5 protein-coding genes are annotated in these 14820 nt (G+C 40.4%); 3 read left to right on the top strand and 2 right to left on the bottom strand.

The window, feature by feature from the left end; translation table 11 throughout:
* The first annotated feature begins 9 nt into the window (after positions 1 to 9).
* The 3 genes from ACZ5WS_RS14315 (at position 10) to ACZ5WS_RS14305 (ending at position 9771) form a co-directional block, all read left to right on the top strand.
* On the top strand, positions 10 to 8700 hold the full coding sequence (locus ACZ5WS_RS14315; protein ID WP_464709317.1) for an Ig-like domain-containing protein: 8691 nt from the start codon (positions 10 to 12) through the stop codon (positions 8698 to 8700).
* 146 nt (positions 8701 to 8846) lie between these two features.
* Positions 8847 to 9419 carry an elongation factor P-like protein EfpL gene (gene efpL, locus ACZ5WS_RS14310; protein ID WP_010391355.1) on the top strand — a complete coding sequence of 191 codons (573 nt, stop codon included), beginning with the start codon at positions 8847 to 8849 and terminating at the stop codon, positions 9417 to 9419.
* Positions 9420 to 9567: 148 nt separating this feature from the next.
* A complete protein-coding gene (locus ACZ5WS_RS14305) occupies positions 9568 to 9771 on the top strand; it encodes a hypothetical protein (RefSeq protein ID WP_138606245.1) in 204 nt (67 codons plus the stop codon).
* Here the strand turns inward: ACZ5WS_RS14305 and ACZ5WS_RS14300 are convergent.
* Both ACZ5WS_RS14300 and ACZ5WS_RS14295 read right to left on the bottom strand, forming a co-directional pair.
* On the bottom strand, positions 9768 to 12008 hold the full coding sequence (locus tag ACZ5WS_RS14300) for a sensor domain-containing protein (RefSeq protein ID WP_464709307.1): 2241 nt from the start codon (positions 12006 to 12008) through the stop codon (positions 9768 to 9770). The two genes, ACZ5WS_RS14305 and ACZ5WS_RS14300, sit on opposite strands and share 4 nt — an antisense overlap.
* A gap of 51 nt (positions 12009 to 12059) precedes the next feature.
* Positions 12060 to 14783 carry an insulinase family protein gene (locus tag ACZ5WS_RS14295; RefSeq protein ID WP_464709305.1) on the bottom strand — a complete coding sequence of 908 codons (2724 nt, stop codon included), beginning with the start codon at positions 14781 to 14783 and terminating at the stop codon, positions 12060 to 12062.
* Positions 14784 to 14820 lie beyond the last annotated feature (37 nt).

Raw genomic sequence — 14820 nt, 5'->3', positions numbered from 1 at the left:
ATTGAATACATGCTGAAATTCTCCTTATCGCCTATTTCTATTGTTGTCGGTTCGGTTTTAGGGCTCACTCAAACCGCAGGCATTGCACAGAGTGTACAAGTGCCAGTGCAATCAGAGTTTAAACTCACTCCACTTATAGTGCCAAGTATTAATTCATTTAAGGCAAAGGCTGATGATCTTGTGTTAACTGCTGCAAGCAGTGTTAACCATCTAGTCATTATCGATGCGGGAGTACCTGATAAAGCCTTATTTTATAGCGATTTAAATGCAGAGACAGAGATTGTTGAACTCAATGCTGATGAATCAGGTATAAATCAGCTTGAAGAGTTGCTTGGTCGTTACCAGCAGTTAGAGAGCGTGAGTATATTTTCTCATGGGCGCAGTGGGGAGCTACAACTAGGTAACAGTCAAATAAATACAGTGGTTATTGAAAGTAACCCACAATTAATGGCGGTATTTAAGGGGGCTGTAAAACCTGGTGGGGATGTGTTTTTTTATGGCTGTGACATTGGTAAGGGTCTGCAAGGCGATCAATTTTTAACACTCTTTAGTCAGTCAACGGAGCTTGATGTAGCCGCTTCTAACGATTTAACCGGTAATAGTCATAAAGGCGGAGATTGGGATTTAGAAATAGTTAAAGGGGATGTCGATTTTGCTGATAGACCATTTTCAGAGCGAGCCTTGATTGACTTTTCTGAGGTGTTAGCGTTTGATGGTACATTGAATTTTGATAATATACCTACGGGATACGCTAATAATAAGAGTTATATAATACCGGGTACCAGCTACAGCATAAAAGTTAAGTCTGGGGCTGGTGGGGGTCAAGATTTATATAATTTTTCAGCGGGCTATGTTTATATATCTACAAGCTCATCATCTCAGACATACAGTAAAATATATTTTACAAATAACGAAACGTTTGATTTATCTAGTTTATATGTTTATAACTCAAGTGGTAGTAATAGAGTTATACGGCTAACAACGGATAAAGGAGGCGTAGCGGATAGCGAGACTTTACCGAGCGGTAGCAGCGAGACTATAAATGCTTCTGGTGCGTTATTTACAGAAATAAAATGGTTAAAAATAGCTTATTCTGATAACGCTACTCTTAGCTGGTTAAAAATTGATAACCTTGCCATCACTAACTTGTCTTCAACTCCTGTTAATTCAGCCCCTGTTGTTGATTTAAATGGCACAATGATTCCAGGTACAGGGAGTTTTTCGGCGTTTACTGAAGGCAGCCCTGCTACCGTGATTGCACCCGATGCTGAAGCCGGTGATAGTGATGGCGACTCAATAACAACAATAACCGTTGCATTAACAAATGATCAAGACGGGGTGTTTGAAGGTCTTAATGTATCTGCCAGTGCGCAAAATGCACTTGGGGGTGTAAGTGGTGCATCAGATATTAGTTTACAAGACACAATTTCTATTACAGGTGCAACTGCAACAACGGCTGAAGTTACCACTTTCCTTAAAGCAATCACGTATAACAATACCAGTTCGTCGCCCAACACAACTTCGCGGACAGTGTCAGTTGTTATCAATGATGGCACTGAAAACAGTACTAGCCGTACAGCGACAATTTCAGTGGCTAATCTTACAGCAGCTAGCTCTACAGCAGCGGGTTTTAGCACCTTAGATGGTACAAATTTAAATCCGGCAATAACGTTTAGTAGTGATGATGAGGTTTTAACTGTATCTTCAGCAAGCCATATTATAGGGTCTACAGCCCAGGGTGGCGATGGTACAGATGAGATTATTGTTATAGATGGTAGTGATCTCACACAATTTACCAGTTTAACCTCCTTTGAAACGCTCTCTACTTATAATGACGGCTCATTAACGCTCAGCGAGTCGCAACACGATGCGTTTACAACGATAAATGGCGCTGGAACAAATACATTTACTTTGGCAAGTGCAGATGGTGATAGCAGCGTAATTGCAGATGCAGACATAGAAACGTATGTTTTAAATGCTGCTTTTAATATTACTTTAGCTGGGACCGCGCAAAATGTTACCGGTAGTAGCAATGCTGATACTATTAATATTGCTGGATTGAGCGTGACAGGTACGCTTGCTGGCGGCGGCGATACCGATGTACTGCAAATGAGCACCGGTGCTGATATTAGTAATGCCACGGTAAGTGCATTTGAGTCTTTAGCATTAAATAGTGGTGCTTCAGTGACGATGACTGAGGCGCAGCACGACAGCTTTCCTTCGATAACAGCAAGTGGCACTGATTCAATTACCATAAGCACCGCGACCGATGGCCTAACTGGTAATAGTGCGGTTGAAACGTATGTGTTGAGTGCAGCGAATACATTTACGTTAGGCAATGCATCACAGAATCTAACCGGTAGTGGTGGTGACGACACGGTTAATGTGAATGCACTGAGTGCAACGGGTATTTTAGCGGGCGGAATTGGTACCGATACCTTGGTTGTTACCAACGGTGGTAATATATCAGGTGCGACAGTCAGCGGGTTTGAAGATTTATCGGTTGCTGCTGGTGGCACAGTCACCCTAGGCGCATCTCAGCTTGCGAGTTTTTCTGGCACAGTATCAGGCAGTGGCACTGAGACAATTTCTGTTTCAGGAGATGGTAATGTAAGTACTGTTTCGGCAATAGAAAGTTATACCTTAAATGACGATAGTACGAATACGCGCTCGGTTACTGTCACTAATGCTAGCCACTCTGTAACTGCAACCTCTGCGACTGATGCAATTACGTTTGATTTAGGTTCACTTACATTTACTGGAATCATTACCGGTGACAATACTGTTGCAGATACACTGAGTTTAAGTAATGGTGCAAATATATCAGCTGGGACCATAAATAATATAAATAACCTAACCTTGGCATCTGGTGCTTCAGTTAACATGACGACCAGCCAGCACCAAGGATTTTCAGGCACAATCACGGCTCCAGGCTCAGAGTCTATTACCATTAGCGGAGATGGCGATTTTACTACTTTAGCAGGTGTTGAAAGCTATAGCGTGGGTGATGACAGCACTAATACTAGAATCATTACAGTTTCAAGCAGTAACACCAATGTGGATGCTACTTCAGCTACTGATGTTGTTACGTTTGCAATAGGCACTAGTGCATACACTGGTACCCTTACAGGCGACGCAACAGCAAGTGATATTGTTAACGTATCTGATGGCGCGGATGTCACAGGAGGGGGCTTCTTTAATATTGGTACATTAAGCTTAGCCTCTGCTGCAACAGTAGCAATTGATGTTAATAATATTAATGATTTTAATACAGCCATTACAGGCTCTGCTGGCGCTGATACGCTAAAACTTATGGATGGTGGTATTTTTAATTTTTCCAGCACCACGGTATCGGGTATTGAAAATCTGGCAATCGGCACTAACAGTAACACGACTATCACCTTAACCGATAATTTTAATACTGATGCTGGCGTTGTGTCTTTTTCTAATGCTAGTGGCAGTGCTATTACAGCTGCAGTGACGCTAGATGCAAGTGCATTTAGCGCTGACATTTTAACAATGACCTCATCAGATTTTAGTGGTGATGATGTACTTAAAGGTGGCTCTGGGGCCGATACTTTACGCCCAGGCGCTGGTACAGATACGTTAACAGGTAACGCAGGTAATGATAATTTTGTAGGTAGCTCATCTCAATTATCAGGCGATACAATTACCGATTTAGCCGCAGGCGATCGTATTACTATTGCTGGTATTACAGGGCTTTCAGCCAGTAACGTACGTTTTAATGGCACAAGTACATTAGAAGTAGATACCAACGCCACTGATTTTAACATTTCTGAGCTAACTCTTGCTCTTACAAACGCACCAGGCAACGACCTTACCTTTACGGTTACTGATAGTGGCCCTGATACTATCATTACTTTTATTTCACCGAACTCAGCACCCACATTTAGTTCGCTTAATGGCGGTGCTACATTTATCGAAAATGGCAGTACAGTGATAATAGATAGCGATATGACAATTGCAGATGCTGAGCTTGATGCACTTAACAGCAACGCAGGGGATTACAACAATGCTAGCTTGACTATTCGCCGGCGCGATGGCGCAAGTACAGAAGATATATTTGCTCATTCGGGACTACTCAGTACATTAACTGAGGGAAGTACATTTAGTTACAATGCTAATAATATAGGGACTGTTACCACAAACTCGGCAGGCACTTTAACGCTAACATTTAATAGTAATGCCACTTCTGCAATCGTAGATTCTGTTGCGCAAGCTATTACCTATGCCAACAACTCAGATGTGCCTTTAAATGCAACTGTGCTTGACTATGTATTTGATGATGGCGCGGTTCAAAGCACCGGTACTAATCAAGCGTCAGTCAGTATTACCTCTGTTAATGATGCGCCTACAGTATCAGCAATCGGGGCTAACCCAACCTTTACAGAAAATGGCTCAGCAGTGGCTATCTTCTCTTCCGCTGCTGTTAGCACGGTTGAGAGTGGGCAAAATATTGAACAAATATCACTAACAGTTACTAATGTAAAAGATACGGGCCATGAGTTTCTTCAATTTGGCACCGATCTTATCAACTTAGAGCATAATGCATCGGGTACTTATTCGGGAGCCGTTAACTTTAGCTACACGGTTATGTTAAGTGGCTCAACGGCAACAGTAACGGTTACCGCAACAGATTCAGCTGCAGTATGGCAAAGTTATGTGCCGTTCTTACAGTATAAAAATACCAGTGATTCGCCTACCACCGACAATAGAGTTGTTACACTTACATCAATAAAAGACAGTGGCGGTACATCTAATGGTGGCGCAGATAGAGCAATTGGTAGTTTTGGCTCTTCTACAGTAATCGTAGTGGGTGAAAATAATGCGCCTACTGATATCAGCCTTTCAAGCTCTACGATTAGTGAATCAGTTGTGGGGGCAGGTGCTGATGTTGGAGTATTAACGACTACGGATGCTGATTCGAGCAGTCATACTTATTCGCTAGTTTCATCTACATCAGCTGCAACGGGTAGTTGTACCACAAGCGCGGGCAATAGTTTTTTCCAAATCAATGGCAACACGTTAGAAACCAAAGCGGCATTACCACTGGGCGCTTATACGGTTTGTGTGCAAACAGATGACAGTGCCGAAACCTTTAAAAAATCATTTACTATAACAGTAATTGAAGCGCCTAAACCGACTACCCCTGAGATCAGTGGCACAGCAGCTACAAAAGTAAATCAAGATGAGCTTTATAACTTTACCCCTTCGGCAACAGACCCACAAAATAAAGCACTGACGTTTAGCATTGCTAACAAGCCTAGTTGGGCTAGTTTCAATACTGCAACAGGTAATTTATTGGGTACGCCCACTAAGGCAAATGTAGGGCTTTATCCAAACATTACTATCGCTGTTAGTAATGGTAGCGAGCAGGCAAGCCTGTCACCTTTTAACTTGGAAGTGGTATCAACAAATAGTGCTCCGATTGCACCTAACTTAAGTTTAGAGCTTGATGAAGATTCTAATATTAGCTTTTCCCCTGATATTACAGATGCAGACTTAGACACACTAACAATTAGCGCTGTGTCGCAGCCTCAATTTGGTACATTAACCAAGCAAGCCAATACATTCACTTATACACCTAATGCAGACTATTTTGGCCCTGATAGTTTTAATTATCTTGCAGATGATACAAAGGAAAAATCTGCTATTGCTACAGTGAATTTTACGGTGGCTTCCATTAATGATGCGCCAATTGCTAATCCAGATAGCTATTCATTAAATAGCAACGCTGATAATCGCTACTCACTTGATGTGTTAGTTAATGATACCGATGTTGATGACGATGAATTGGTAATTGTTAGTGCTAACGCTAGCGTGGGAACAGTGCAAATTGAAGAGGGAACGCTGGTTTATCAGACCCAGGCAAGCACCAAAGGGACCATTCAAATTAATTATTTGATTGAAGACCCTGATAAAGAAATGAGTAGAACAACAGCAACATTAACGTTAAATAATCAAGCCGAAAATTTGCCAACCATCGAAACACCGGCTGATATTGATGTAAATGCAAAAGGGTTGTTTACAAAGGTCAAGTTAGGTGTACCTTCGGCAATGGATAGCGAAGGTAATAAATTAGCAGTCTCATTAGTTAACCCAAGTTTGTTGTATGCGCCAGGTAAGCATTTAGTTTACTGGAAAGCTGTAGACAGCAGCGGGCTTGAAGCAATCGCAACGCAAAATGTAAACGTGAGTCCGCTTATTTCGCTTAGTAAAAATAGCGAAATAGCTGAGAATAAAACACATAGCTTTAATGTGTTTTTAAATGGTGAAGCACCCAGTTATCCAGTGACGATTGCCTATGAAGTATCGGGTACTGCTGATAGCTCTGATCATGATTTAGTGTCGTCAGAGTTGGTTATTAACAGTGGCACGCAGGGACAAGTTAATTTTACAACGTATGCAGACTCCGAAACGGAAGGCAATGAAACCGTTGTAATTACACTGGCAGATACACTAAATTTAGGTGCGAAGTCTTCAGCCACAATCACTATTGTTGAAAATAATGTAGCACCTACTATTAGTACCAGTATTACACAAGGTTCTCAACAAAGATCACTTGTTACCATAGGTAATGATCTTGTCACGATTAAAGCTGTTGCTCAGGATGCAAATCCGAACGATAACGTAACGTTAAAGTGGGTATCAGAGGATAATAAACTCCTTAATACAAGCGTAAATGAAAACGAATTTGTTTTTTCAACACAATCACTAACTCCTGGTATTTATAAAGTAACGGTAACAGCGCAAGACTCTGGCGAGCCAAGTCTCTCAACAACAAAAGATGTTTACGTTGAAGTATTAACCTCACTTGAGGCGCTAGGGCAGGAAGATTCCGATGGTGACCTTATCCCAGATGCACAAGAAGGTTACGGTGATAGTGACGGTGATGGCATTCCTGATTATTTAGATGCAATCAGTGAATGTAATGTCATGCAAGAACAAGTTAAAGACAGTGATAAGTTCTTAGTAGAAGGCGAGCCGGGCGTTTGCGTTAGAAAAGGGGTTACAGTTTCACAAAATGCAATGGGCGGTGTTCAGTTGCTTGATAGTGAATTACCTGAAGATGAAGGCGCGGTAAATACAGGCGGACTATTTGATTTTATCGCAACAGGTTTACCTAATGCTGGAGATACTTACAGCATAGTAATACCGCAAAGAAAACCAATCTCACAAAACTCTGTTTACAGAAAATTAAAAGAGGGACAGTGGATTGATTTTGATACATCTGGTGACAACCAATTACTTTCTACAGCAGGTGAGCCTGGTTATTGCCCTCCACCAAGAGGTAGTGAGTGGACGCAAGGGCTAACTGAAGGTGCATGGTGTGTACAATTACAAATTGTTGATGGTGGCCCTAATGATGACGATGGCAAAGCGAACCGAACGATAGTCGATCCAGGCGGTGTTGCAATTATTCGTACATCGAACCAGCTTCCTAAGGCTAATCAGGATGAGATAACAATTGGTGCAGGAGAATCGGCGACTATTGATGTATTGAAAAATGATACAGATCTGGACGGCGATACACTTACTTTAAGCGGCGCGACGGCTGATTTTGGTGATGTAAGTATTGTTGATGAGCAGTTACTGTATACCCCACCAGCTGGATTTGTTGGTGTTGCGATTATTGAATATAGTATTAGTGATGGCAAAGGGGGCACATCAAACAGCCAAGTTAAAGTTAACTTAGTTATAAATAATGCACCAACAGCTGTTTTTGATTCGGCAACAACCACAGATAACACATCGATAGAAATAGATGTACTTCGTAATGATTCAGATATTGATGGTGATGAATTATTTGTCGTTAATGCAGTTGCAGCTCAAGGCACAGTAACAATTAACATTAACGGCACTTTACAATACATACCTAAAAGTGGCTTTGACGGTGTTGATATTATTGATTACACAATAAAAGATAGCAAAGGTGCAAAGTCTACAGCACAAGTAAAAGTGACGGTTAGCGCTGTTAAATCAGTGGCCATCAGTAATAAGTCATCAGGAGGAAGTATGGGAGGTTTGGGTTTATTACTGATTTCAGTACTTGTTATTAGTCGAAGAAGATCAATACTTCCAAGCTTTGCAATAGTAACGACTAGTTGTTTAATTAGTACCAGTGCAATGGCTGATACATGGTCGTTTGAGGCCACGCTAGGTGAGTCTAAAGCAAAGCATTCTTTAGCAACTAAGGACAACAAGGCTAATTTAGATTCTATTGATGATACTGATACTAGCTGGTCAATTGGCGCTTATTATGACCTGTCACCCAATTGGGAAGTCGCTATAAGATATATTGATTTAGGTGAAGGTCGAGCCGATTTAACTGCCCAAACAGTGAAAGCTGATGCAGATAAATTACATCAAGATTATTCACGCTTTGTACCGGTGTTACCAAAAGGGGTGGCAGCTGAAGTAGGTTACCGACATATGCTTGCTGAATCTTTAAGTACAAAGGTATTTTTAGGCGCTTATCGTCATCAGTATAAAATACAAAGTAGCATCACGGATGGAGCTCCCTTAGAGTATAAAGAACACGCTACCAAACCTTATATAGGTGCCGCTTTAGGTTATTCGGTTTATAAACAGACTGAATTATTACTAAAGTATACTTATTATAAAGTTTCAAAAAATGATGTAAGTGAGTTATCAGCAGGAATAAAAGTACGCTTTTAAGTTGATGCGTAGTGTGATCAGCGCCGCTATTAGCGGCGCTGAACCACATATTTTTAAAAAGTATGACTAAGTTGTTTTGTTTCTATTGAAGATTCTTCAGTTCGTGGTATGTTTCTCGCAATCAAAAAAACAATAGGAATTCACCCATGCCAAAGGCGAGTGATGTTAAAAAAGGGACGGCTATTGACTTTAATGGCCGTGTATTAGTAGTAAAAGATATTGTACGCTCAGTACCACAAGGTCGTGCTGGTGGTAGTTTATACCGTATGCGTTTATACGATGTAGTAACGGGTAGTAAAGTTGACGAAACATTTAAAGACAGCGATATGCTTAACCTTGCTGATTTAACTCGTCGTGAAGCCATGCTGTCGTACATTGATGGCGATGAGTATGTCTTCATGGATAATGAAGATTACACGCCTTACAATTTAAATAAAGACGCCATAGCGGAAGAAATTCAATTTGTTAATGAAGAGACCCAAGGTGTGCACGTTATTGTAATTGACGGTACTGCTGTAGGTCTTGATCTTCCTTCAAGTGTTGAGCTTGTTGTTGAAGAAACTGATCCTTCAATTAAAGGGGCTTCAGCTAGCGCTCGCTCAAAGCCTGCACGCTTATCAACTGGCTTAACAATTCAAGTGCCAGAGCATATTTCAACCGGTGATCGTATCCGCATAAATACTGCTGAGCATAAGTTTATGGGTCGTGCTGACAAGTAAGCTGTAATGAATTGATAATTGAGAGCCGAGCTTTTAAGTTGCTCGGCTTTTTTGTGTCTGATTTATAAGCACCGCCACTAAAGAATACGTTGCTTTAATTTTCGCCAGTTTAACGCTATTATATGCGCCTTAATTTTTCAGCAGTCAGATGAGCATGGTATTATTTATTTTACTCAGTGGTGTGTTTATCGCACTTATGTATATTGAAACCATTAAAAAGGGTATGCCTGTTAAGCGTTGGTTATTTTTGGGTGGATTATTAGGGCCTGCAGCCTGGTGTTTATTTAATCTACATTATCGACGTGCATTAATACGTAATATTGGTGCAAAAACGTGTCTATGGCGTGCTTAGCTAGTCGCTCTAACTAAGCTGAGTTTTGATTGGCTTTGCTGTTGTTTTAAAAATGCAGTGAATTCATCTTTTGAGAGTGGTTTAGAATAGTAATAGCCTTGTAGTGTTTCACAGTTAAGCTCTTCCAGTATACTTATTTGTGAAGCTTGTTCTACACCTTCAGCAACTACATGTAAATCAAGGTTATGTGCAATAGTGACAATAGAGTCCACCATATTGCGGCCGCGTTCGGTTTTCATATCATCAACAAAGGCTTTATCTATCTTAAGCGTATTCAGTGGAAACTGTTTCAAATACGCCAGCGACGAATACCCAGTACCAAAATCATCCATAGCTAAATGAATGCCACGGGCACTTAGAGAGCGCATAATAGCAATGGCTTCTTGTGGGTCGTCCATTACCGTGCCTTCAGTGATCTCAAGCTCTAAAAAGTAAGAGGGCAGTTCATTTTTTTGTAAAATCACATCAATGCGCGAAGTTAAATCGGGTAAGCTAAACTGTTTTGCTGATAAATTTACCGCAACACGAGCGTTAAATAATCCAGCGTCTAACCATTGTTTTACGTCACGACAAGCTTTGTTTAAAACCACTTCACCAATTTCAATAATTTGCCCTGTTTCTTCGGCGATTGGAATAAATACCCCCGGGCTAATAACCCCTTTTTTCGGCGTAATAAAACGCACTAACGCTTCCATTCCAGCAAGCTTACCAGTACGAATATTCATTTTAGGCTGATAATACACCTCAAAGTGATCTTCTTTTAAGCCAAAGCGCATTAGGTTTTCTATTTGTAGTCGCTTTACTGCTTGGCGATTCATGTTGTCATTAAAGAACAGGTAGCTGTTACCTTTCTTTTTCGCATGATACATAGCGGTATCGGCGTTCTTTAATAGTATTTCAGGGGTGTTACCATCTTCGGGGAATAACACTATGCCAACACTGGATGTGATAGCAAGTTCATGTCCTGCCATTTTAAATGGTGTGGCTATTGCTGCTAAAAACTGTTTAGCCATACGGGTGATAGTGAGAATATCGTTGGTGTTTGACATAACCAGCGCAAATTCATCGCCGCCAAGGCGATAAAATACATCATTTTCACGGGTAAGCTTATTTAAGCGCATAGCAAGCTTTGCCAGCAAGCTGTCACCTAACTGATGACCCAATGAGTCATTTATCTTTTTAAAGTTATCTAAATCAAATACTAACAATGCATGGTGTGAATGCTGCTTTGCTAGTTTTTTTAAATCAGAAAAAAATAAATTACGGTTAGGTAAGCTGGTGGTGCGATCTCGATTGGATAAATTATTGAGCTCTGACTCCGTTTTTTTACGCTCGGTTAAATCAGAATACACCACTACGTAATTGGTTATTTGATTTTGCGCATTTTTAATTTCATCTATCGAAATTTCAAATGGCAGTAGGGCATGGTCGCTATTGCGCAGCTTTACTTCTTCTTGAATATGCTCGTGCTTTCGAACGGTGTCTTTTATGGTTTCTATGTAGCTTTTGTCGTAACCGGCTAAATGAAATTCTTTTTTAAGGTATTGCTCACGCACACCGCCAAACAAAGTTAAAAAGCTTGGATTAATATCAACAAGCTTAAAATCTTTATCATAAATAGCCAGTGCATCCGTGAGTGACTCAACGCATTTTGCAAATAGATTTAGTCGTTCTTCGGTTGATTTGAGCTGAGAAATATCTCTCACCGTGCCAGTCATTCTCAGTGGGCTAAGGTTTGCGTCTTTTTCAATTATTTTTCCACGGTCGAGTACCCAATGCCATTTACCAAAGCTATCTTTAATTCTATAAGTAGCTTCAAAAAAAGTACTCTCTTCAGCAAAGTGTTTTTTTAGTAGGTAATCTACATGAGTTAAATCACGAGGGTGTATAAGGCTTTTATTAGGTGGGAATTCTACTAGATTGTTGTTATTCAACACGTACTTGTCGTTAATACGAATAACTTTGCCGGTTTTTATATTCCAGTCCCAAAGCGTGTCACCACTACCTTCTACGGTACTTTTTAAGCGTTTTTCAGATTGCTGTAATTGGGAATGTGAGCGCTTGAGTGAGTGAATAACTGTTAAAAAGTAAATTAACAGTAATGACATTATTGCACACACGCTAACGACTAGCGCATTTAAGTTCAAGCTAAATGATGACTCAAATGCACTAGCAGAGTAGGCGGTGACCAAAGTGGTCAACAACAGAATGTATTTTATTATTTTTATTTTGTTCATTGTCTTACTTCTTATTTACAAAAGACAATCTAAATCAAGCGCGAGCAAGAGTCAAAGAGAATGCGAATAAAGTGGTAGATTCTCCGATTGATTCACAGATTTAGCGCTTAAAAGCTCATATCTTGGGCGATCAGCATCAAAAATTTCAGCTGCATAGTTTTTTAAATCTTCAAGCGTTAATGCGTTTAAAGAATCTAGCAGGCGTTGCTGCATATTAAACTGATGATCGCCATTGCCAATTGCAAGCCATAAACGTTGTGAACGTAAACGCAAATTTTTGTCTTTTTCGGCAATATGCGTCACTAGCCCATGTTTTTGTTGCAGCCAGGTTTGCTCTGTTAGTTCATCAATGGTTGATAAATATTGACTAATAAACACATTATGCCTGTGCAGTAATGTGCTTGGTTCAAATTTAGGTGACTGAATATAAAAAGCAATTCCGGCACGGGTATTAAAGGGCGCATAACCGGCACCAACTAAATAACCTAGTTGTTGTGTGGTCCGTAGCTCATTGAAATAATCTTGGTTAATTAAATGATTAAGCGCCATCATTTTTACTTTTTCATCAACATCATCGCTTAATGCTTGATAATAAATCACCATGGCATTATCGCTACAAGCGAGTTCTAATTCGTAACGAGTCACTTTAGTAATTTCAAAGAGTGGGCGCTTTAAATCTTTTATAACGGCTGACTTTTTAAGGTGCAGTGCCACCTTTTTCTGAAACTCAAGCGCTTCATTTTGTTGCCAATTGCCATGTAAAAAAGACTCAACATGAAGTGCATTAAAAAACGCCTGTCTAAACTCATTAAACTGATGAAAACAGGTATCTTTAAGTGCATTTGCTAACTCGTCAGGCTGTGGATTCCATGGCATTATTTTAGCGCCTAAAATACTAAAGAGCTCACTAACGGGTTTGTTTTGGTTGCTATTACGCCAGTGCCTTACCAGTTGTTTTTTATATTCAGCAAAGCGTTTAGCACAAATTTTTACGTTAAATAGTGCATCAATTAGCTGATCAACCAGCTCTAGTTGGCTTGAAGATAGCCCTGCAGTATGCAGGGTTAAGCCGCCTTGGTGAGAGGTTAAGTGATAACTTAAGCCCGCGAGCTCAGCTGGATAAAATTGCTCGCCAACACTATCCATAAACAAATCAGAAAACAATCGAGTCAGTGCCATATGCTTTACATCTTTAACTGCAAAGTCAGAGTCCATGGCTAAATAAAAATGCCCTTTAGCCACTCTGAAGGTGGCATCTTGTTTAAACCAAAAATCAAAGCCAGCTTCTTTCACCAGTAACGTTGGATGAGCTTGCTGCGACTCTATTGGATATAGAACAACATCTTTAGCTAAATAAGGGTTTGCGGTAGGTAATAACATTTCACCTTGTGGCTGACTAATTTGTGCCAGCGCTTCGAGCCAATGCAGTGACAATTTTTCAATTTTATACGGTGTGTTATACCAAGCGGCTGTATGTTCAGGCTCTACACCCGGATGAATCAGCACTAAACGCATATTATGAGGGGTTAACCATTGCATCGCCATTTCATGAGTGGTGGCTTTAAAGCCTTCCATTAAATAGTCGCCTTGTAAGTAATTGACTTCATCGTAATGTTGCATGTTAATACTTAAATTGCTGACCCAGTCAATCAGCCGAGATTTTTCTTGGTTATCAAATGCGATTTGCAGCAGCTTTTGCTTATCTTGATAAAGGCGAGGGAGTTTGCCGATGTTGTTATTTATTAAGCAAATGTATTCAAATACCATTTCAATAATATCTTCGTAGTATTCAATGCCTTCATCGGTCAGCGCCATACTAATATTAAAATCTTTAAAGTTACTACCGTTGATGCCACCTCCGGCAGAAAGAGCATTGATCCAGCCTTGTTCTTTTAGTACTGAATACAACGAGCCTTGTCCTTCATACCCTAGTAAGTGGGCAATAAAACTAACAGTTTTATGACGGTAAAAATCGTCAATGTTTGGCATAGCAAAGCTAATAATCAGCTTTTGTACATGCTTGTGTGGCTCAATATGGAGCAACTTACCCAAGTCTTGGCTGCGATAAAGCGGTGCCTCTATGGGTGGCTTTAACTTGCTGTTATTGCCTTTAATCTGCCAGAAATATTGAGTTGCCCATGCCTCAAGAGTATCTAATGATTCATTGGCACAAATCACTAGGGTCATCCATTGAGCTTGGTAATGCTGATTAAAAAAGTCGCGTAACTCATGACTAATACAGCGTCTTCTATCAGCTAATGTTTGTAGGTTGCCTACAGAGAACTTAGCAAACGGATGTGCAGGGTTAACCGTTTCTTTATGTACTTGATAGATGCGCCGGCCATCATCTTTAATCTTTAATTTAAACTCAGCCTCAATCGCATTACGTTCTTTTTCGGTTTCTTCGGGATTTAAGGCGGGCGCTATAAAAAAACGGCTAAATTGTGCTAACGCCGATTCAATATGATTGTTATTAATATCAAAAAAGTAGCAGGTATGTTCCGTACCAGTCCAGGCATTGGTGTTACCACCAGATTGAGAGACAAAATTATTAAAGCTACCGGATTCGGGATACAGATCCGTACCTAAAAACAACATATGCTCTAAAAAGTGCGCTAAGCCTTGCCTATCAAGAGGATCGTCAAAGTGACCAGCGTTAACTGCCATGGAGGCTGCCGCTTTTGCTGAGTCCTGATCGCGCACTAAAAGCACTTTTAGACCATTGTCCAGTGTTAGTGTGCGGTAAGCTCTGTTATCATTGGTGCTGATTTTCAAATGATGCTCCTGAAACTAAACGTAAATTGTTAACAAC

This window comes from Pseudoalteromonas sp. 11L1 (assembly GCF_055397545.1).
This window is presented reverse-complemented; position numbering and strand designations above follow the sequence as displayed.

Bases quoted from the DNA above. Each gene is read 5' to 3' on its own strand.
- ACZ5WS_RS14305 (WP_138606245.1), top strand. From the start codon at position 9,568: ATGAGCATGGTATTATTTATTTTACTCAGTGGTGTGTTTATCGCACTT.
- ACZ5WS_RS14300 (WP_464709307.1), bottom strand. From the start codon at position 12,008: ATGAACAAAATAAAAATAATAAAATACATTCTGTTGTTGACCACTTTG.
- efpL (WP_010391355.1), top strand. From the start codon at position 8,847: ATGCCAAAGGCGAGTGATGTTAAAAAAGGGACGGCTATTGACTTTAAT.
- ACZ5WS_RS14315 (WP_464709317.1), top strand. From the start codon at position 10: ATGCTGAAATTCTCCTTATCGCCTATTTCTATTGTTGTCGGTTCGGTT.